Origin of the sequence: Rhodovulum sp. DZ06, from assembly GCF_050586345.1 — a bacterium.
GTDB lineage: Bacteria > Pseudomonadota > Alphaproteobacteria > Rhodobacterales > Rhodobacteraceae > JBOCEF01.
This window is the reverse complement of record NZ_JBOCEF010000031.1, coordinates 17164-37176: the sequence shown is the minus strand read 5'-3', so window position 1 is coordinate 37176 and position 20013 is coordinate 17164. Positions and strand designations below refer to the sequence as shown.

At 70.8% G+C, this 20013-nt stretch carries 13 protein-coding genes and 2 tRNA genes; 7 read left to right on the top strand and 8 right to left on the bottom strand.

Annotation, left to right across the window (positions count from 1 at the left end; genetic code table 11):
• Positions 1–20 precede the first annotated feature (20 nt).
• The 3 genes from mutT to ACQ5SO_RS13885 form a co-directional block, all read right to left on the bottom strand.
• The gene (mutT, locus tag ACQ5SO_RS13895; RefSeq protein ID WP_430942212.1) at positions 21–449 is read right to left on the bottom strand and encodes an 8-oxo-dGTP diphosphatase MutT; all 429 of its coding nucleotides are present in this window, start codon (positions 447–449) and stop codon (positions 21–23) included.
• On the bottom strand, positions 449–1846 hold the full coding sequence (gene argJ, locus ACQ5SO_RS13890) for a bifunctional glutamate N-acetyltransferase/amino-acid acetyltransferase ArgJ (RefSeq protein WP_430942211.1): 1398 nt from the start codon (positions 1844–1846) through the stop codon (positions 449–451). The genes mutT and argJ overlap by 1 nt, the downstream gene beginning before the upstream one ends.
• Positions 1847–2025: 179 nt before the next feature.
• Positions 2026–2961, bottom strand: a complete 936-nt coding sequence (locus tag ACQ5SO_RS13885) for a peptidylprolyl isomerase (protein WP_430942210.1) — start codon at positions 2959–2961, stop codon at positions 2026–2028.
• A 471-nt stretch (positions 2962–3432) separates the two neighbouring features.
• On the opposite strand from ACQ5SO_RS13885, the gene secA reads away from it, so the two are divergent.
• From secA to dapE, 4 genes are all read left to right on the top strand, one after another.
• Complete coding sequence (gene secA / locus ACQ5SO_RS13880; protein ID WP_430942209.1) at positions 3433–6354, top strand: preprotein translocase subunit SecA; 2922 nt, start codon at positions 3433–3435, stop codon at positions 6352–6354.
• A 131-nt stretch (positions 6355–6485) separates the two neighbouring features.
• The gene (locus ACQ5SO_RS13875; RefSeq protein ID WP_430942208.1) at positions 6486–7247 is read left to right on the top strand and encodes a hypothetical protein; all 762 of its coding nucleotides are present in this window, start codon (positions 6486–6488) and stop codon (positions 7245–7247) included.
• Between the two features lie 162 nt (positions 7248–7409).
• Positions 7410–8228: a hypothetical protein gene (locus tag ACQ5SO_RS13870; protein WP_430942207.1), complete on the top strand. Its 819-nt coding sequence runs from the start codon at positions 7410–7412 to the stop codon at positions 8226–8228.
• Positions 8229–8307: 79 nt separating this feature from the next.
• Positions 8308–9453 (top strand): succinyl-diaminopimelate desuccinylase, encoded by a 1146-nt coding sequence (gene dapE, locus ACQ5SO_RS13865; RefSeq protein ID WP_430942206.1) that lies wholly within the window; start codon positions 8308–8310, stop codon positions 9451–9453.
• Between the two features lie 73 nt (positions 9454–9526).
• On the opposite strand, the gene ACQ5SO_RS13860 is transcribed toward dapE, so the two are convergent.
• From ACQ5SO_RS13860 to typA, 3 genes are all read right to left on the bottom strand, one after another.
• Entirely contained in the window at positions 9527–10366 is an 840-nt protein-coding gene (locus tag ACQ5SO_RS13860) for an inositol monophosphatase family protein (RefSeq protein WP_430942205.1), read from the bottom strand.
• A gap of 511 nt (positions 10367–10877) precedes the next feature.
• The gene (locus ACQ5SO_RS13855; RefSeq protein ID WP_430942204.1) at positions 10878–11264 is read right to left on the bottom strand and encodes a helix-turn-helix domain-containing protein; all 387 of its coding nucleotides are present in this window, start codon (positions 11262–11264) and stop codon (positions 10878–10880) included.
• Between the two features lie 259 nt (positions 11265–11523).
• On the bottom strand, positions 11524–13353 hold the full coding sequence (gene typA, locus ACQ5SO_RS13850; protein ID WP_430942203.1) for a translational GTPase TypA: 1830 nt from the start codon (positions 13351–13353) through the stop codon (positions 11524–11526).
• A 480-nt stretch (positions 13354–13833) separates the two neighbouring features.
• Between typA and ACQ5SO_RS13845 the strand changes: the two genes are divergently transcribed.
• The gene (locus ACQ5SO_RS13845) at positions 13834–14478 is read left to right on the top strand and encodes a Crp/Fnr family transcriptional regulator (protein WP_430942202.1); all 645 of its coding nucleotides are present in this window, start codon (positions 13834–13836) and stop codon (positions 14476–14478) included.
• Positions 14479–14510: 32 nt separating this feature from the next.
• On the opposite strand, the gene ACQ5SO_RS13840 is transcribed toward ACQ5SO_RS13845, so the two are convergent.
• Complete coding sequence (locus tag ACQ5SO_RS13840; protein WP_430942225.1) at positions 14511–18401, bottom strand: error-prone DNA polymerase; 3891 nt, start codon at positions 18399–18401, stop codon at positions 14511–14513.
• Positions 18402–18495: 94 nt separating this feature from the next.
• Here ACQ5SO_RS13840 and ACQ5SO_RS13835 point away from each other — a divergent pair.
• Together ACQ5SO_RS13835 and ACQ5SO_RS13830 are read left to right on the top strand one after the other, a co-directional pair.
• Positions 18496–18580 (top strand) — tRNA-Leu (locus ACQ5SO_RS13835).
• Between the two features lie 189 nt (positions 18581–18769).
• Positions 18770–19564 carry a spondin domain-containing protein gene (locus ACQ5SO_RS13830; RefSeq protein ID WP_430942201.1) on the top strand — a complete coding sequence of 265 codons (795 nt, stop codon included), beginning with the start codon at positions 18770–18772 and terminating at the stop codon, positions 19562–19564.
• A gap of 133 nt (positions 19565–19697) precedes the next feature.
• On the opposite strand, the gene ACQ5SO_RS13825 is transcribed toward ACQ5SO_RS13830, so the two are convergent.
• A tRNA-Cys gene (locus ACQ5SO_RS13825) sits at positions 19698–19771 on the bottom strand.
• Between the last annotated feature and the right edge of the window lie 242 nt (positions 19772–20013).

Genomic DNA, 20013 nt, shown 5'->3' with positions numbered 1-20013 from the left:
GCAGGCGCCGCGCGGGCGCGTCAGACCCAGTCCTGCAGGATCGGGATCAGGGGGATGTCCGCGGGCGGCATCGGGTAGTCGCGCAGCCGCATCGGCTGCACCCATTTCAGCGCCTGGTTCTCTCGCGACTGGGGCGTGCCGTTCCACTTGCGGCAGGCGTAAAGCGGCATGAGCAGGTGGAAATCGTCATAGCCGTGGGAGGCGAAGGCGAGGGGGGCGAGGCAGCTCTCCCAGGTCTCGATCCCCAGCTCCTCGTGCAGCTCGCGCACCAGGCAATCCTCGGGCGTCTCGCCGTCCTCGAGCTTGCCGCCCGGGAATTCCCAGAGGCCCGCCATGGACTTGCCCTCGGGCCGCTGCGCGAGAAGGATCCGCCCGTCGCGGTCGATCAGCGCGCAGGCGGCGACGAGGATGATCCTCTTCGCCGCCTGCTGTTTCGGGGCCTCGGCCATCAGGACCGGTAATCCGCGTTGATCGAGATGTAGCCATGGGTGAGGTCGCAGGTATGCACCACGGCCGACCCCTCGCCCACGCCCACGTCGACATGGATGTCGAGCTCGGGCTGCTTCATGTAGGCGGCGCCGTCGGCCTCCTTGTAGCCCGGAGAGACCCAGCCGCTCTCGGCCACCACGATCTCGCCGAAGCGGATCAGCAGGTTGTCGCGGTCCGCCGCCTCGCCCGACTTGCCGACGGCCATGACGATGCGGCCCCAGTTGGGGTCCTCGCCCGCCACGGCGGTCTTCACGAGGGGGGAATTGGCGATCGAGAGGCCGATGGTCTTGGCGGCGGCGTCGGATTCCGCGCCGGTCACGTGGACATGCACCAGCTTGGTCGCGCCCTCGCCGTCGCGCACGATCTGCAGCGCGAGATCCATCAGCACCGCGTCCACCGCGCCCTTGAGCGCCGCCCAGCGGGGGTCGGAGGCATCGACGATCTGGCTCATCGGCGCCTTGCCGGTGGCGGCCAGCAGCACCGAGTCCGAGGTCGAGGTGTCGCCATCCACGGTGGTGGAGTTGAACGTGGTCTCGGCCGAGGCCGACAGCATCGCCTGCAGCGCGGCGCGGTCGATATGGGCGTCGGTGAACACGAAGCCGAGCATCGTCGCCATGTCGGGCGCGATCATGCCCGAGCCCTTGGCGAAGCCCGAGACCTTGACCGTCACGCCATCGAGGTCGACCTCGGCGCAGGCGCCCTTGGCGAAGGTGTCGGTGGTGCGGATCGCCTCGGCCGCCTCGCGCGCGCGCTCGGGGGCGAGGCCCGCGGCCAGCTCGCCGAGCTTCTCATAGATGCGGTCGGTGGGCAGCGGCTCGCCGATCACGCCGGTGGAGGCGATCCAGACGTTGTCCGCCGGGATGCCCAGCGCCTGGCCGCAGGAATAGGCGCAGAACTCCACCGCTTCCCAGCCGTTGCGGCCGGTGAAGGCGTTGGAATTGCCCGCATTCACCAGGATCGCCTGGGCCTGGTCGGTCCCGGGCCCGGCGCGGCGCGCCTCGCACCACAGCACGGGGGCCGAGCGGGTGGAGGACTTGGTGAACACGCCCGCGACGACCGAGCCCGGCGCCAGTTCTGCCAGCATCACGTCGAGGCGGTTCTTGTAGCGCACCCCGGCCTCGGCCGCGGCGAAGCGCACGCCGTCGATCACCGGCAGCTCCGGGAAGCTCTCGGGCGCCAGCGGCGAGACCGCGAGGCCCTTTTTCTTCGGCGCGGCGGCGGCCGGGGCCGCGGCGGCCTCGAGCGCGGCGAGGCGCGACTCGATCCCGCGCAGGGCCGCGAGGACGGCCTCGTCGGTCTTCTTGCGGGTCTTCTTCTTCTCGTCCTTGTGGGACTTCGGCTTGTCGTGCTTCGACATCGGTTCGGCTCCGGGCAGCGGACCGGCGGGGGCGCGCGGAAGGCGCGGTCCCCGGGGGAGTTTGAAAACGTAAATCGCCGGTCCCGGGACGGGCCCGGAACCGGCGTGGATCATGCGGCGCCGCGGCGGCGGTGGAAAGGGGGCGCGCCCCGATCCGCGCCGCGCGGCGGGCCCTCTCGTCACTCGCGCAGCAGGCCGTCGTCGAGCACCGCCTCGGCGGCGGGGGCGTCCTCGGCCATCTCGACCGTCAGCTCGGCGCGGGCGCCGGCGATCTCGGCCTTGGCGGCGTCATTGGCCAGCTGCTCGGCGATCTGGCCGCGCATCTCCTCGAGCGTCGGCTTGGGCTGCTCGCGCTTGCCGGTCACGTGGATCAGGTGATAGCCGAACTGGGTCTGCACCGGGCCGACCACCGCGCCTTCTTCCGCCTCGAAGGCGGCGTCGGCGAATTCGGGGACCATCATCTCCTTCGCGAACCAGCCGAGATCGCCGCCGCGGTCCTTGGTCCCGTCGGTGCCATGCTCCTTGGCCAGCGCCGCGAACTCGGCCCCGTCCTCGATCTGCTTGAGAAGATCCTTCGCCATCTCCTCTTCCTTCACGAGGATATGGGAGGCGCGAACCTCCTCGACCGCGGGGGCGTCGGTCACCTGTTCCTTGTAGGCGGCGGCGACGGCCTCGTCCGAAGCGGCGCCCTCGATCACCGTGCGCATGTGCGCCTCGGCGAGGCGCGAGCGGCGGTCGAGTTTCGCGCGGATCTCCATCTCGGCGGTCTTGTCGAGGCCGGCGGCCTCGGCGCGGGCGGCGAACTCGGACTCGACCATCACCCGCTGCAGCAGCGCCTCGATCAGCTGCGCCGGGGGATAGGCCTGGTACTGCTCGGGCAGGTCTCCGCGCAGCACGATCAGCTCGCCCAGCGTCACCTCGCGGCCGCCGACGGTGGCGACCACGTCCGTGGCCTTCGGGGCCGGGGCCTCGGCCGACGCGGCGGCCTTGGCCTCGGCCTGGGCGGCCTCGGCGCCCTCGGGGGCCGTGTCCTCGGCGAAGGCGGCGGGCGCGAAGGCGAGCGCGGCGGCGAGCGCGAAGCCCGCGGAACGGCGGGCGGTGCGGTTGGGGGTCATGGAAACTCCTGGAACCTCTTGGTCCTGTCGGTCGGTCCGGTTCGGGTCCGCGCGCGGCCCATGGGGCGCGCGAAGGGCCGTCCGGCCCGGGTTTTCGGTGCGGCGGGGCCCATGCGGTCCGCGGCGCCGCGTTGACAGCCATGGACCCGACGCATACATCTGCGACCGGCCCGGAAACCGATGCGAGAGCACCGGGGGCCGCCCTGAGATAGAGGCTCGGGGCGAGCCGGGCAAGGAGCCTCTCGGCGGCATGATCGGGCGGGACCCCAGGCGGGGTCCGCCGCGGGTCGCGCGCCACGGCCGGGGGGCGCAGGACATCGGGGCGGCGCGTCCGGGCGCGGGGCGACGCCGGGGCGATCGCGCCCGCCGGGCCCGGGAGGGGCCGGTGCGGCGCGGACGCCGGCCCGCCACATGCGCGCCGCCGGTCGCCTGCGCCTTGCGCGGCCCGGCCATTGGACGGGAAGAGCTCGCATGCTGGGTATGGGCGCTGTCGCGCGCAAGGTTTTCGGAACCCCCAACGATCGCCGCATCAAGCGCATGATGAAGGCCGTGGCGCGGATCAACGCGCTCGAGGACGAGATCTCCGCGCTGTCGGACGAGGATCTTCGCGGCAAGACCGACGAATTCCGCGCCCGGATCGAGAAGGGCGAGACGGTCGACGACCTGCTGGTCGAAGCCTTCGCGGTGGCGCGGGAGGGGGCGAAACGGGCCATCGGCCTGCGCCCCTTCGACGTGCAGCTTCTGGGCGGCATGGCGCTTCATGAAGGCGACATCGCCGAGATGAAGACGGGCGAGGGCAAGACGCTGGTCGCCACGCTGCCGACCTACCTCAACGCGCTGACCGGCAAGGGCGTCCACGTCGTCACCGTGAACGACTACCTCGCCCGCCGCGACGCGGAATGGATGGGGCGGGTCTACGGCTTCCTCGGCCTCTCGACCGGCATCGTCGTGCCGGGCGTGTCCGACGAGCAGCGCCGCGCCGCCTATGCCTGCGACGTGACCTACTGCACCAACAACGAGCTCGGGTTCGACTACCTGCGCGACAACATGAAGTTCCGCATCGAGGACATGGTCCAGCGCGGGCACAACTTCGCCATCGTGGACGAAGTCGACTCGATCCTGGTCGACGAGGCCCGCACGCCGCTGATCATCTCCGGCCCCGCCGAGGACAGCGCCGAGCTCTACCGCGCCGTCGACGCGATGATCCCCGAGCTGCAGAAGGGCGAGCATTACGAGCTCGACGAGAAGACCCGCTCGGTGAACTTCACCGAGGAGGGCAACGAGTTCATCGAGCGCCGCCTGCGCGCCGCCGGGATGCTCCCCGAGGGGCAGGACCTCTATGACCCCGAGAGCGTGACCCTGGTCCACCACGTGAACCAGGGCCTGCGCGCCCATGCGCTGTTCCAGAAGGACACGCATTACATCGTCAAGGACGGCGAGGTCGTCATCATCGACGAGTTCACCGGCCGCATGATGCCGGGCCGCCGCTATGGCGACGGCCAGCACCAGGCGCTGGAGGCGAAGGAGGGCGTGAAGATCCAGCCCGAGAACGTCACCCTCGCGTCCATCACCTTCCAGAACTACTTCCGCCTCTACGGCAAGCTCGCGGGCATGACCGGCACCGCGATGACCGAGGCCGAGGAATTCGCCTCGATCTACGGGCTGGAAGTGGTCGAGATCCCGACCAACCGCCCGATCCAGCGCATCGACGACGACGACCTGGTGTTCCGCACGGGCCAGGAGAAGATCCTCGCGATCCTCGAGGCCGTGGCGGATGCGCAGGACCGCGGGCAGCCCGCCCTCGTGGGCACCACCTCGATCGAGAAATCCGAGCAGCTCTCGGCCTATCTCTCCTCGGTGCAGGCGCTGTCCGGCGCCGCCGAGGCGCTGCGCAAGCGCCTCGCGCCGCTCGAGGAGAAGAAGGAGAAGAAGGGCCAGCTGAAGGGCGACGACCTCGCGCGCTATGAAGAAACGCTGCGCGCGGCCGAGGTGCTGGAGGCGGCCGCCCGCAACGGCGGCGTGCGCCACCAGGTGCTGAACGCGCGCCACCACGAATCCGAGGCGATGATCGTCGCCGAGGCGGGCGTGCCCGGCGCGGTGACCATCGCCACCAACATGGCCGGCCGCGGCACCGACATCCAGCTGGGCGGCAACGCCGAGATGCGCGCCGCCCGCCGCGCCGCCGAGCGCGGCATCACCGACCCCGAGCAGATGGCGACGCTGGTCGCCGAGGCCGAGGCCGAGGTGGCCGAGGGCCGCGAGAAGGCGCTCGCCGCCGGGGGCCTGTGGGTGATCTCGGCCGAGCGGCACGAGAGCCGGCGCATCGACAACCAGCTGCGCGGCCGCTCGGGCCGCCAGGGCGATCCGGGCCGCTCCACCTTCTACCTCTCGCTCGAAGACGACCTGATGCGCATCTTCGGGTCCGAGCGGATGGACAAGATGCTCAAGACCCTCGGGCTGCAGGACGGCGAAGCCATCGTCCACCCCTGGGTCAACAAGGCCATCGCCAAGGCGCAGGGCAAGGTCGAGGCGCGCAACTTCGACATCCGCAAGAACCTGCTGAAATACGACGACGTGATGAACGACCAGCGCAAGGCGATCTTCAGCCAGCGCCGGGAGATCATGGAGGCCGACGACCTGTCGGACGTCGTCGAGGACATGCGCCACACCCTGGTCGACGACCTGGTGTCCGAGCACGTCCCCGAGAAGGCCTATGCCGACCAGTGGGACGTCGAAGGCCTCTACGGCGCGCTGCTCGAGACCTTCAACCGCGACATCCCGGTCATGGCCTGGGCGCAGGAAGAGGGCGTCGACGACGAGCACCTGCGCGAGCGGATCAAGGCCGAGGCCGACGCCGCCGCGGCGAAGAAGGTCGCCGATTACGGCCCCGAGGTGATGCGCCAGGTCGAGAAGCAGATCCTGCTGCAGACCATCGACCACCACTGGCGCGAGCACCTGGTGACGCTCGAGCACCTGCGCTCGGTGATCGGCTTCCGCGGCTATGCGCAGCGCGATCCGCTCAACGAGTACAAGTCCGAGGCCTTCGCGCTGTTCGAGGGGCTTCTGGGTCGCCTGCGCCGCGACGTGACCCGCCAGCTCGCCTTCGTGCAGCTGATGCGCCAGGACGAGGCCGAGGAGCGGATGCGCGCCGCGGCCGAGGCGCAGGCGGCGATGGCCGCGGCGGCGAGCGGGGCGCAGGACCTCGGGGCCCCGGCCCAGCCGGTCGCGGGCGACGCGGCCCCGGCCATGGCCGGCGCGCCCGCGCAGCCCGGCGCCGCGGCGGCCGAGCTGCCGCCGCTGCCCGCCGACGTGGACCTGTCCCAGGTCAGCCGCAACGCGCCGTGCCCCTGCGGCTCGGGCCTGAAGTTCAAGCAGTGCCACGGCAAGCTGTGACGCGGGCCGCGCCGCCGCTTCGCGCGCGGCGTTGAGTCCGGCAGATCGAGGGACGGGGGCGATGTAGCATCGCCCCCGTTGCCTTTTGCGCGCGCGCCGCCGCCTTTCCCGTTCGTTCCCGGAGCCTTTCCATGGTCAAGAAATTCGCCAAGCGCGCCCTCCAGGCCGGTCTCGACCGGCTCGGCTACAGCATGACGCTGACGAAGATGCGCGTCGCGTCCGAGCCGCGCACGATCCACTTCCTGCATATCGGCAAGGCCGCGGGCTCGCAGGTCAAGGGCCTCGCGGCGCAGCTCAACGGGCGCGACGGCGACGTGAAGATCCTCAAACACCACCACGACGTCTACCTGCGCGAGCTGCCGAAGGACTGCGAGTACTTCTTCTCGATCCGCAACCCGATCACCCGGTTCAAGTCCGGCTTCTATTCGCGCAAGCGCAAGGGGCAGCCGAAGCTCTATATCGACTGGACCGCGCACGAGGCGCAGGCCTTCGCCGATTTCGAACATGCCAACGACCTGGCCGAGGCGCTGTTCCGCGATGACGCGACCGGCGACCGGGCCTGGATGGCGATGAAGGCGATCCAGCACACCGCCCAGAACCAGTCCGACTGGTTCTACCTGCGCGGCGCGCTGTTCGAGGTGCAGCCCCCGATCTGGATCATCCGGCAGGAGCATTTCGAGGACGACCTGAAGGAGTTCATGGCGCGCGCCGATCTCGGGGTCGATCCGTCGACGCTCCAGATCGCCCGCGACAAGGTCGGCGCCCACGCCAACGACTACACCGACATCCCCGAGCTGTCGGAGCTGGCGCAGGAGAACCTGCGCCGCTGGTACGCCCAGGACGTCGCCTTCTACGCCGCCTGCACCCGCTGGCTCGAGGCGCAGCGCGGCTGAGGGCGCGCCCCCGCGCCGCAGTTGGGCGACGCGGGGGGGTGGCGTTTCGAGACCCAGCCGGTATCGTATCTCACCAAGCGACGATCTCTTCCAAATGGAATCGGGGCGTCCGCCGCGATCTATTTGGAGATCACGCGGTCCGCCCGAGACGGAGGGCGGACCTTGGCGGACAAGACCTTTCTTCTTGGCATCGGTCACCAGAAATGTGGGACCAGCTGGCTGTATTCCTATCTGGAGCAAATGCCGAAATTCAACGGCGGTTTCACCAAGGAATACCACATCTGGGACGCGCTCGACGTCGATGAGCAGAAATGGAACCGTCCGCGCCCGCGGATGAGCCATAATTTCGGGATGTGGCGGGCGTCCCGCCACGGCCGTCGCCGACGGATGATGTGCCGACCGGGTTATTACTTCGACTATTTCAACGGTCTCTACCGGGGCCGTGCGCGGCTCACCGCCGACGTCACGCCGTCCTATAGCGGCCTCGGGGCGGAGCGGCTGGCCTTCATCAAGCGCGGCTTCGCGGCGCGCGGCGTGAAGGTGAAGGCCGTCATCCTGGTGCGCGAGCCGCTGAGCCGGATCAAGAGCGCCGTGCGCTTCAACCTCGACCGCGGCAACCGGGTCGAGGGGGTGCAGTCCGACGACGGCTCCTTCGAAGAGGCGCTTGCGGGCTATTACCGCTCGCCCCATTGCAGCCTGCGCACGCGCTACGACGCCACCATCCGCACCGCGCGCAAGGTGTTCGACGAGGATGATCTCCATATCGGCGTGTACGAGACCATGTTCACGCCGCAAGAGGTCGCCCGCGTCTCGGACGTCCTCGGGGTGACGGCGGCGCCGGATTACGCAGACGTGGTGGTGAACAAGACCCGCAACAGGGTCGAGGACACCGAGCTCGACCGCGAGATCCGCAGCTATTACGCCCCGGTCTACGACTATTGCCGCAAGGTCGTGCCGCAGACCCGCGACGCCTGGGGCTGAGCGCGCCGCGGCGCCGATCTTGCGCCGCCGGGGCAGGGCGGATACGGCTCAAGGGTCTTCCCCCAAGCCGGAGCCTGCCATGACCGCCCCCGATCCCGTCGCCCTCAGCGCCGACCTCATCCGCTGCGCCTCGGTGACCCCGGAAGAGGCCGGGGCGCTGGACGTGATCCGCGCGCCGCTCGAGGCCGCCGGGTTCCGGTGCACCCGGATCGACCGCGGCGGGGTCTCCAACCTCTATGCCCGCTGGGGGAGCGAGGCGCCGGTCTTCGGCTTCAACGGCCATGTCGACGTGGTGCCGGTGGGCGACGAGGCCGCCTGGACGCGCCCGCCCTTCTCGGGCGAGATCGCGGACGGCGTGCTCTGGGGCCGCGGCGCGCAGGACATGAAGACCGGCGTCGCCGCCTTCGTCGCCGCCGCCTGCCGCTTCGTGACCGAGACGCCGCCCAAGGGGTCGGTCGCGCTGTTGATCACCGGGGACGAGGAAGGCCCGGCCGAGGACGGCACCGTCGCGATCCTCGACTGGATGGCGGCGAATGGCGAGCGGGTGGACGCCTGCCTGGTGGGCGAGCCGACCTGTCCGGAGACGATGGGCGAGATGATGAAGATCGGCCGCCGCGGGTCGATCAACGCCTGGATCACCGCGCGCGGGCGGCAGGGCCACGTCGCCTATCCGCACAAGGCCAACAACCCGCTGCCGGCGCTGGTCCACCTGCTCGACCGCCTGTCGCGGCACGAGCTTGACCAGGGCACGGCGCATTTCCAGCCCTCGACCCTCGCCGTCACCTCGATCGATGTCGGCAACCCCGCCAGCAACGTGATCCCGTCCGAGGGGCGCGCGGCGCTGAACATCCGCTTCAACGACGCCCATACCGGCGCCGGGCTCGACGCCTGGCTGCGGTCTGTCGCCGCCGAGGTGGCCGCGTTCAGCGGCGTGGAGCTGGAGGTGAAGACCAGGATTTCGGGGGAAAGCTTCATCACCGAACCGGGCGCGCTGAGCGACGCGGTTTCAGCAGCAGTGAAGTCCGAGCTTGGCATTGCGCCTGATCTGTCGACCAGCGGCGGCACCTCGGATGCGCGCTTCATGCGGGCGATGTGCCCGGTGGTCGAATTCGGCCTGGTCGGCGACGCCATGCACCAGGTGGACGAACGCACGCCCGTCGAACAGGTCGAAACCCTCTGCGCCATCTATGCTCGCGCGTTGGGCGAGTGGTTCCGGAAAGCATGAAGTCAATTGCAGCGGCGACTGGTTACATCGTTGCCGCTGCAATAATAGCAAAATGCGAATTAATATCGGTTTCTTAAACTGACGAAAGCAGCTCCAGCGCCGCTGCATGAAGCGCTGGGGTCGCGGCGGCGATCACGCGGCCGCCATCCAGCGCCGGGCCGCCCGCCCAGGTGGTGACCACGCCGCCGGCGCCCTCGATGATCGGCAGCAGGGGCATGATGTCATAGGCGTTGAGCCCCGCCTCGACCACCAGGTCCACGCAGCCGGCGGCCAGCAGCGCATAGGCGGTGCAGTCGAGCCCGTAGCGCGTCAGCCGGCAGCGGGCGGCGAGGGCGGCGAAGGCCGCGCCCTCGGCCTTGCTGCCAACCTCCGGGAAAGTCGAGCAGATCCGGGCGTCGGCCAGCGCGGTGCAGCCCGAGGCGCGGATCCGGCGCGGCCCGTCAGTCGGGCCGCCCGCCGGGCCGTCCAGCCCCGGCCGCGCGGCCCAGGCGCTGCGCCCGTCGCCCCAGAACCGGTCGCCGGTCCAGGGCTGGTCCATCGCCCCGAGGCGCGCGCGCGGCGCGCCGCCCGTGTCGTCGCGCAGCCCGACCAGCACGCCCCAGGTCGGCGCGCCGATCACGTAGGCGCGGGTGCCGTCGATCGGGTCGATCACCCAGCGCAGCCCGCTGGTCCCCTCGGATGCGCCCCGTTCCTCGCCCAGGATGCCGTCATCGGGCCGCAGCCCGGCCAGGACCGCGCGCATCGCGTCCTCCGTCTCCCGGTCCGCGGCGGTCACGGGGTCGTAACCCGCCGCGTCCTTGTTGTCCGCCGCCAGCTCGGGATTGCGGAAATGGCGCAGCGCCGGCGCGCGGGCGGCGTCGGCGAGGGCGTGGAGCACGGGTTCCAGCGCGTCATCGGTGCAGGCAAGGGGCATGGCGGTCTCGCTCCGGGGCAGGCGGGGGGGCAGGCGGTGAGGCGCGGGCGGGGAGGGGCGCGCGCGGGGTCCGGCGGCGCGGCGTCAAACTCCGGCCTCGGCGCGCCGGTGTCAATGCGCGGGTGCAGCCGCTCGCCCGCCGGTGGCATGTGTTAACACTTTGGAAACGTATTGATCTTCTGTACAGCGCGGGTTCAGCGGCAAGGCGATGGGCGGGCCTGCGGCGCGCCGCCAGGTCGCAGGGCGCGGGTGATTTTCGCGCAATTGGAGAGCCCTGCGCAAACAAGTGTCCAGCCGGCGCGTCGGTCGGGGCGATGACTCCGCGCCTGTCCGGGAAAAGAAACCGCCGCCCGGACGGGGTCCGGGCGGCGTTGTCCTGCATGTTCGACGGGGGAGGGAAATAATGCCCCGGCGGCGATGCTTGGCCTGGATCCCGGCGGTCACGACGCCCTGGATCCGGCCGTTTCGGCGCCGTTTTCGGCGCCTCGGGTTTTCTATTGGCGCGCGGCGCTCAGGCCGCGTCGCTCATGGCGCGGGCCAGCTCGAAGATGCGGCGGCGCTGCTCTTCGGGGATGGAGTAGTAGGAGCGCACCAGCTCCAGCGCTTCCTTGTCGGCGAGAAGATCGCCGCGGGGCGCGGTTTCGGCGGTTTCATAGGCGGCGCCGAGGTCGGATTCTTCGCCGGCGATGCCCTCGAAGAAGAAGTTCACCGGCACGTCCAGGGCCGCGGCGATGTCCCAGAGGCGGGAGGCGCTGACCCGGTTCATCCCGGTTTCGTATTTCTGGATCTGTTGAAACTTGATGCCGACCTTTTCACCGAGCTGCTGCTGGGTCATGCCGACCATCCAGCGCCGCTGGCGAATGCGTTTGCCGACGTGCACGTCCACGGGGTGCTTCATCAGGTGTGCTCCTGCTTGGTTCTCTTCCCTCGGGTAGAACCATGCACGCGGCGTGCCAGTTTGAAAGCGACGTAACGTAAACATCTTCAGGTTGTGTAAAAGGCTACTTTGCCAGCGCTTTTGACTCCCGGGTCAAAAGGCGAACCCCCGGCGGACGGACCACCGGGGGTTGCATAATGCGAAACCGCTGTGTGTTTTGCAAATTGCAAAGAGCGATTTGCAATATGGGACGCGCGAAATGGGACGCGCGCCGCCCTCCTCAGGCCGCGCCGGCCGCCGCCTCGCGCGCCTTGCGCTTGCGCTCATGCGGGTCGAGGAAGCGCTTGCGCAGGCGGATGTTGTTCGGCGTCACCTCGACCAGCTCGTCATCCTCGATCCAGGCGATGGCCTGCTCCAGCGTCGGGCGGCGCGGGGTGGTGAGGCGCACGGCCTCGTCGGTCCCCGAGGCGCGCACGTTGGTCAGCTTCTTGCCCTTGAGCGGGTTGACCTCGAGATCGCCGGAGCGGTTGTTCTCGCCAAGGATCATGCCCTGGTAGACCTGCTCGCCCGAGCCGATGAAGAACACGCCGCGGTCCTCGAGGTTGAAGATCGCGTAGGCCACGGAATCGCCGGTCTCCATCGAGATCAGCGCGCCGTTGCGCCGCCCCGGGATCTGGCCCTTGTAGGGCGCCCAGGAATGGAAGATGCGGTTCATGATGCCGGTGCCGCGGGTGTCGGTCAGGAACTCGCCGTGATAGCCGATCAGCCCGCGCGAGGGGGCGAGGAACACGAGCCGGGTCTTGCCGCCGCCCGAGGGGCGCATCTCGGTCATCTCGGCCTTGCGCAGGGCCATCTTCTCGACCACCGAGCCGGAGAATTCATCGTCGACGTCGACGGTGACCTCCTCGACCGGCTCCATGCGCTGGCCGTCGATGTCTTTCATCAGAACGCGCGGGCGCGAGACGGAGAGCTCGAAGCCCTCGCGGCGCATTGTCTCGATCAGAACGCCCATCTGAAGCTCGCCGCGGCCCGCGACCTCGAAGGCCTCGCCGCCGGCGCTGTCGGTGACGCGGATCGCCACGTTGCGCTCCATCTCCTCCATCAGCCGCTTGCGGATCACGCGGGACTGCACCTTGTCGCCGTCGCGGCCGGCGAGGGGGCTGTCATTGATGCCGAAGGTGACCGAGATGGTCGGCGGATCGATGGGGCGCGAGGGCAGGGGGGCGCTGACGGCGACGTCGCACAGCGTGTCGGCCACGGTCGGCTTGGACATGCCGGCGAGGGCGACGATGTCCCCGGCCTCGGCTTCCTCGATCGGCTGGCGGGCGAGGCCGCGGAAGGCGAGGATCTTGGAGACGCGGAAGCGTTCGATTTCCTTGCCGTCGCGCGACAGCGCCTTGATGGTGGCGCCGGTCTTCAGGGTGCCGCTCTCCACCCGGCCGGTCAGGATGCGGCCGAGGAAGTTGTCGCTCTCGAGCGTGGTGGCGAGCATCGAGAACGGCTCGGAGGCCTTGGCCACCTGCGCGGGCTCGGGCACGTGCTCGCAGATCAGGTCGAGCAGCGCGTCGAGATTCTCGCGCGGGCCGTCGAGGGTCGCGTCGCACCAGCCGTTGCGGCCCGAGGCGTAGAGCATCGGGAAGTCGAGCTGTTCGTCATTGGCGTCGAGCGCGGCGAAGAGGTCGAACACCAGGTCATGGGCGTTGTCCGGGTCGCCGTCGGGCTTGTCGACCTTGTTGATCACCACGATGGGCTTCAGGCCGAGGCCGAGCGCCTTCTGGGTGACGAACTTGGTCTGCGGCATCGGCCCTTCGGCCGCGTCGACCAGCAGCACCACGCCGTCGACCATGCCGAGGATGCGCTCCACCTCGCCGCCGAAATCGGCGTGGCCGGGGGTGTCGACGATGTTGATGCGGTGGCCCTTCCACTCGACCGAGGTCGACTTGGCGAGGATGGTGATGCCGCGCTCGCGCTCGAGATCGTTGCTGTCCATGGCGCGCTCGGCGACGGCCTGGTTTTCGCGGAACGAGCCCGACTGTTTCAGGAGCCCGTCGACGAGGGTGGTCTTCCCGTGGTCGACATGGGCGATGATGGCGATGTTGCGAAGCTTCATTGGTCTCGGTCCTGGGGCGGCGGTCCGCCGGAATGGGTGCGCGTCGGCGGTCGCGCCGCGGCGTCATGCGGGGGCGCGACGCGGGGCGACGCTGTTCGGAGTCTGTGGAACGTGGGCGCTACATGGCCCATGCGCTGCGCTGCGGCAAGGGTTTTGCACCCGGCAAGGCGTCCGACAGGCGGGAATCGTGGTTTTTAGGGCGCCGGGCGGGGCGGGGCCGGGGCGGCGGGGCGTCGGAGGCGCGTTCGGGGCCGGGCGCCCGCGCGGCGCGCGTGTCGCGCGAGGGGCGCCCGCGCGGCGGCTTTGGCGGCGGCGCGCGTTGCGGGAGGTTGGCGACGGCGCCCTGCGTTCGCGGTCGTTCCGGGGAGTGTTCGGGGGCGGGCGCCGGGCCTGGGCGGCGCCTGCCGGCCGGAATAATCCCCCAAATAGAGAACCCATTCGTTAGGCTGGGGGTCCAATGTCCAGCTGGGGTGGACAGCGATGATGGATTTTTCGGTCGAGACGACCGAACTTCTCGGCTTTCTGGCGGCCGGCGCCGTGTTCCTGACCTTCTGCATGCGCACCATGCTGTCGCTGCGGATCGTGGCCGTGATCAGCAACATGGCCTTCCTCGTCTACGCCCTGAAGGCCGATCTGATACCGATCCTGGCGCTGCACGGCACGCTTCTGCCGATGAACCTGTGGCGGCTCCTGCAGTTGCTGCGGCAGGTGCGCGCCGTCGGCGCCGCCGATCCGGCGAGGTCGACGCGGGACGGCTTCGGCTTCCTTGCGCCCTATGGCGACGCGCGGCGGGTGGAGGCCGGCGACGTGCTGTTCCGCAAGGGCGACGCGGCGGGCAGCATGTTCGTGGTGGTCAGGGGAGAGGTGCGGCTGCCGGAGCTGGGCATCGAGCTGGGCCCGGGCGCGCTGCTGGGCGAGATCGGCCTGTTCACGGGCGAGGGCCTGCGCACGGTCAGCGCCGAGGCGGTGGGCCCGGTGGTCCTGTCGGAGGTGACCGAGCGCAATGTGCGGGAACTCTATTTCGACAATCCGGAGTTCGCCTACCGGCTGATCCGCCTGATCGCCAGCCGCCTCGCGGCCGACCTGCGCATCATGGAGGAGCGGATCGCCGATGGCGCGAGTTGATCCGGCGGCGGGGGGAGGGCGGCCCCCCTTTTTCATGCGCCGCCGCCCTCATCCGAAGGGAACAGCCGCCCGGCCTGGGCGCGCGGATGCCCGGCCGAGGGGCGCGGGCGGCGGCCCCCCCGAGCGGGCGCGGCCTCCTGCGGCCCGCGCCCCTTGCGCGCGCGCACGTCCTCCTGCGGGCGCTTCACCTCGTCCGTCGGGCCCGCGGGGTCGATCCGCGGCGCCGCGCGCGCGAGGTCGTCGAGAAGGTGCGACAGGTCCTCGATCCGGTCGGCCAGCAGGTGCACCACCTGGCCCTCGCGCTGGATCCGCCCGGTGACGCGCAAGAGGCGGCCCGAGAGGATCTCGCGCCGGAACCGCTCATAGACCTTCTGCCAGACGATGACGTTGGTGACGCCGGTCTCGTCCTCGAGCGTGATGAACACGACCCCCTTGGCGCTGCCGGGGCGCTGGCGGACGATCACCAGCCCCGCGGCGGCGATGCGCGCGTTCTGCGGCGGCAGGGGAAGCTGCGCGGCGGCCAGGCAGGCGGGCGGGCGCGGCCAGGGGCCGGAAGGGGCGGCGGATAGTATCGTGGGGCCGGGAGCGCCTTGCGGCGCTGCGAGGGAAGGAAGGGGGGATTCCCCCTTCCTTCCCTCGCGCTCCCATCCATCCCCCGGGGTCGGGCGGCGCGTCGCACGACCCTCGGCGCGGTCCCTCAGGGCGTCGCTGCGGGCGGCGCGGGCGAGGCTGGCCGCGCCCGAGAAATGCGCGGCGCCGGCGGAGCCCGCGGGGGCGGGGAAGGCCTCGGCGGGCGTCGTCGCGCGCTCGGTGGACTTGCGCCGGGGTGTCGGCGCGACAGGCGCCCCCGGGGCGCGACCCGCCGCGCCTGCGGCGGCGGCGCGCGGGGGCTCGACGCCCCCAAGCGGCGCAGCGCCCCCCGGCGGCGGCGTCAGGACGGCGCGCAGCAGCTCCACCGGATGCGCGCGAAGCGAGAGGCGCATGGCGACGTAATCCTCCACCACCGCCTCGCCCGGCGTCATCTGCGGCAGCTCCACCGGCGGCTCCTCGATCCCCTCGCCCTCCAGCAGCCCGGCGAAGAGCGGCGGAAGCTCTCCGGGCAGGGCCGCCTTCGCCGCCCACAGCGCCTCGCGCCGCGACAGCCCGAGGTCCGCGAAGGCGTCCGCCTCGGCCAGCCGCTGCACGGTGTCGGGCGAGACCCCGGCCCGGCGCGCAAGATCCTCGGGCGCGCGCCAGCCATTGCCGCGCGCGGCGGCGATCCAGCGCGCCTCCTCCTCCTTCAGCCCCTTGATCTGCCGAAACCCCAGCCGCAGCGCGAAGCCCGAAACCGACCCCGAACACCGCTCCAGCGTGTTGTCCCAGTAGGAGTGGTTCACGCAGGGCGGCCGCACCTCCACGCCATGCTCGCGCGCATCCCGCACGATCTGCGCGGGCGCGTAGAACCCCATCGGCTGCGCATTCAGCAGCGCGCAGGCGAAGGCCGCCGGGTGGTGCCGCTTGATCCAGGCCGAGGCGTAGACCAGCAGCGCGAAAGACGCCGCGTGGCTTTCGGGGAAGCCATACTCGCCGAAGCCCTCGATCTGGCTGAAGCACCGCTCGGCGAAATCCTGGTCGTAGCCGTTGGCGAGCATGCCGCTGACGAACCGCGTGCGGAAATCGTGGATCGTGCCGGACTTGCGGAAGGTGGCCAGCGCCCGGCGCAGGCGGTCGGCCTCGGTGGGCGAGAACCCCGCGCCGATGATGGCGATCTGCATCGCCTGTTCCTGGAACAGCGGCACGCCGAGCGTCTTGCCCAGCACCTCGCCCAGCGCGTCGGACGGAAAGCTCACCGGCTCCTCGCCCCGGCGTCTCCTTATATAGGGGTGCACCATGTCGCCCTGGATCGGGCCTGGGCGGACGATGGCGACCTGGATCACCAGGTCATAGAACCGCCGGGGGCGCATCCGCGGCAGGAAGTTCATCTGCGCCCGGCTTTCGACCTGGAAGACGCCGATGGAATCGGCCTGGCAGAGCATGTCGTAGACGGCCGGGTCCTCGGGCGGCAGCGTCGCCAGCGACCAGCGCTGGCCGCCATGCAGCTCGACCAGGTCGAAGGCCTTGCGGATGCAGGTGAGCATCCCGAGGCTGAGCACATCGACCTTCAGGATCCCCAGCGCGTCGATATCGTCCTTGTCCCATTCGATGACCGTGCGGTCCTCCATCGCCGCGTTCTCGATGGGGACCAGTTCGTCCAGCCGCCCCTCGGTGATGATGAAGCCGCCGACATGCTGGGAGAGGTGCCGCGGAAAGCCGATCAGCTCGGCCGCGATCTCCAGCACCTGGCGCAGGCGGCGGTCGGCGGGGTCGAGCCCGATCTCCGCCAGCCGTTCCGCCGTCGCCTCGGTCTGCGACCAGCCCCAGATCTGGCTGGCGAGCGCGCCGCAGACGTCCTCCGACAGGCCCATCGCCCGCCCGACTTCCCGCAGCGCCCGGCGCGAGCGGTAGTGGATGACGGTGGCGCAGAGCCCGGCGCGGTGGCGGCCATAGCGGGCGTAGATGTGCTGGATCACCTCCTCGCGCCGCTCATGCTCGAAATCGACGTCGATATCAGGGGGCTCGTCGCGGGCCTCGGACACGAAACGCTCGAACACCATCGAGGCGATGTCGGGCCCGACGGCGGTGATCCTGAGCGCGTAGCAGGTGATGGAATTGGCCGCCGAGCCGCGGCCCTGGCAGAGGATCCCGCGGGATTCCGCGAAGGCGACGATGTCCCGGACGGTCAGGAAATAGGGCGCGTAGTTCAGCTTGCCGATCAGCGCCAGCTCCTTGTCCGCCAGCGCGCGGACCTTGGCGGGGATGCCGTCCGGGTAGCGTTCGCGCAGGCCATATTCCGTCAGGCGCACGAGGCGTTCCTGCGCCGTCTCCTCGCCCGCCTCGGACGGGTATTCATAGCGCAGCTGGTCGAGGTCGAAGCGGCAGCGGGCGGCGATTTCGGCGGTGCGGTGGACGGCGTCTTCGTGGCCTTCGAACAGGCGCAGCATCTCTTCGGGGGCGCGCAGGCGGCGCTCGGCATTGGGCTGGGCGGCGCGGCCGAGCCGGTCGATGGGGCGCGAGAGGCGGATGCAGGAGAGCACGTCGGCGATGCGCCGCCGCCTTCCGTGATGCATCAGCGGCTCGGCCGAGGCGGCGAGGGGGGCGCCGGCGTCCCGCGCGGCGGCGGCGAGCAGCGGCAGCCGCGCCCGGTCCGCCCCGTCATAGCGCGGGGCGGCGAGCAGGAACACGTCGCCCGGAAAGCGCGCCGCGAAGGGGCGGGCGGCGGCGGCGGGGTCATGGCCTTGCAGCGGGTCTTGAAGCGGGTCTGGCGCGTGGACCAGCAGGATGATCCCCGCGGCGTGCGCGAGGATATCGGCTTCGTGCAGGATGCAGCCGCCTTTCTCGGCCCGCCGCTTGCCGAGCGACAGCAGCCGCGTCAGCCGTCCCCAAGCGGCGCGGTCCATGGGCAGGGCGGTGAGGTCCGGCCCGTCGACCAGCCGCAGCCGCGCGGCGGGGATCAGCCGGGGCAGGGTGCGGATCGGCGTCTCGGGCGCGCCCCCGAGCCGGGGCGAGGCGGGGTCGGGCGTGGCCTGCGCCGCGGGCGGGGGCTGCTCCGTCTCGCCCGCCGCGCGCCCCGCGCCCGCGGCCCTGCGCCGTGCGGCGAGCCGCTTGGCCCGCGCCTCCAGCTCCGCCTCGCGCGGCGCGTCGCGCTCCCGCACCGCGGCCTCGCGCCCGCGCGCGAGCTCTTTCAACGCCTGGTGCGCACGCACCACCCCGGCGACCGAGTTGACGTCGGCGACGGCGATCGCGTCCAGCCCCAGCTCGGCGGCGCGCCGGGCCATCTCCTCGGGGTGGCTGGCCCCGGTGAGGAAGGTGAAGTTCGACAGGGCGGAAAGCTCGGCGCAGCGCATGGCTCGCATGATATTCTCCTTTTGTTCCGCTTTCCAGTGCGCGTAGTGAAACGCGGGTTGCACTGCGGGCATTTGCCCGGCATTAGAGACACGCGCCCGCTTGGCGGAATTGGTAGACGCAGGGGACTTAAACTCCCCAGCCTACAGGCGTGCCGGTTCGAGTCCGGCAGCGGGCACCACCAGCTCGAAACTTGAGCTGTTCTTGAAAATCGCCTGTACTCGCGTCCGCATCACGGACAGGCGCGCGCGGCGTGCGTCCCGCGCCGCGGGCCGAGAGCAAGGGTGATTTCCCCGCAAGCGCGATCCCGGACAAGGTGGTCCTGCGCGGCGAAGTCCTTGACCGCGCTTCACTTCCGGAGATCACCCGCATGAATTTTCCCCTCCGCCGCACGGCCCTCGCGGCCGGGCTGGCGCTGTCGGGCGCGCCCGCGCTCGCCGTGCCGCTTGAAGTCGCCGTCACCAATCATTCCGCCGCCGACGGGCTGTTCCTGACGCCGCTGCTCGCCGTGTTCCACGATGGCGGCTACGCCCCGTTCGAACGCGGCGCCGAGGCGAGCCCGGGGCTCGAGCTGCTGGCCGAGCAGGGCGACCCCTCGGGCCAGCTCGCGGGCGACGCCGCGGGGTTCCAGGCCGCGGTGATCACGGCGCCGGGCGGCTTCGCCGGGGCCCCGGTGCTCGACCCCGGCGAGACCGCGCGGCTGGTGGTCGACGTGGACCCGGCGACCGCGCTCTATTTCTCGTTCCTGTCGATGGTGATCCCGTCCACGGACAGCTTCATCGGCAATGGCGACCCGTTCGCGATCCCGCTCTTCGACGCGGCGGGCGCGTTCCTGTCGCCGGCGCGATTCGAGGTGTACGGCGGCGACGTCTGGGACGCGGGGACCGAGCTCGACCAGCCCGGCGGCGTCGGCGCGGCCTTCTCCACCGCCGGGGGCGAAGCGCCGGACGAGGGCGGGACGGTGCAGCGCGAGTCGAGCCTCGACATCCTGCTCGGGGTGCAGACCGCGGCGGGGACCACGATCGGCTCGGTCCCGGGCCTGGGCGACCTGTTCGTGAGCATCGAGATAACGCAACTCTCCGACGTGCCGGTCCCGGCGGCGCTGCCGCTGGCGGCGGCGGCGCTCGGGGCGCTCGGGCTGGTCGGCGCGCGCCGCCGGGGCTGACGCCGCGGGCGTGTCCAGGCCCGGGATCCGAATCGAAGACCGCGCCGCAAGCATCTGCTGCGGCGCGGTCTTCATGCATTCTCGGCTGAGAAGTCCTGCCCGGTGGAAAACCTTCGACCCGAGGAGGGGAAGGTGGAGGCGACGACCGGAATCGAACCGGTGTACACGGATTTGCAATCCGCTGCGTAACCACTCCGCCACGTCGCCGCCGGTGCAGTGGCGCATTCTCTAGCAGCGTGTCCGGGACGTGTCCAGCGGCCTTCTGACCCGCCGCGCAGGCCCCGGCGCAGCCCCGCGGCGTCCGGGCGCGGCGGGGTGGAACCGGCGCTTAACCTGCGCGGGCATAGGGTGCGGGGCCGGTCGCCGCGAGGGGGCGTTTCCCGCGCCCCGCGCGCGCCCGGCGACCAGCGATCCGCGCCGGCGCGCGCGGGGGACGGAAGAATACGAAT

Coding starts and splice junctions, on each gene's coding strand:
- mutT (WP_430942212.1), bottom strand. CDS start 449: ATGGCCGAGGCCCCGAAACAGCAGGCGGCGAAGAGGATCATCCTCGTC.
- argJ (WP_430942211.1), bottom strand. CDS start 1,846: ATGTCGAAGCACGACAAGCCGAAGTCCCACAAGGACGAGAAGAAGAAG.
- ACQ5SO_RS13885 (WP_430942210.1), bottom strand. CDS start 2,961: ATGACCCCCAACCGCACCGCCCGCCGTTCCGCGGGCTTCGCGCTCGCC.
- secA (WP_430942209.1), top strand. CDS start 3,433: ATGCTGGGTATGGGCGCTGTCGCGCGCAAGGTTTTCGGAACCCCCAAC.
- ACQ5SO_RS13875 (WP_430942208.1), top strand. CDS start 6,486: ATGGTCAAGAAATTCGCCAAGCGCGCCCTCCAGGCCGGTCTCGACCGG.
- dapE (WP_430942206.1), top strand. CDS start 8,308: ATGACCGCCCCCGATCCCGTCGCCCTCAGCGCCGACCTCATCCGCTGC.
- ACQ5SO_RS13860 (WP_430942205.1), bottom strand. CDS start 10,366: ATGCCCCTTGCCTGCACCGATGACGCGCTGGAACCCGTGCTCCACGCC.
- ACQ5SO_RS13855 (WP_430942204.1), bottom strand. CDS start 11,264: ATGAAGCACCCCGTGGACGTGCACGTCGGCAAACGCATTCGCCAGCGG.
- typA (WP_430942203.1), bottom strand. CDS start 13,353: ATGAAGCTTCGCAACATCGCCATCATCGCCCATGTCGACCACGGGAAG.
- ACQ5SO_RS13845 (WP_430942202.1), top strand. CDS start 13,834: ATGATGGATTTTTCGGTCGAGACGACCGAACTTCTCGGCTTTCTGGCG.
- ACQ5SO_RS13840 (WP_430942225.1), bottom strand. CDS start 18,401: ATGCGCTGCGCCGAGCTTTCCGCCCTGTCGAACTTCACCTTCCTCACC.
- ACQ5SO_RS13830 (WP_430942201.1), top strand. CDS start 18,770: ATGAATTTTCCCCTCCGCCGCACGGCCCTCGCGGCCGGGCTGGCGCTG.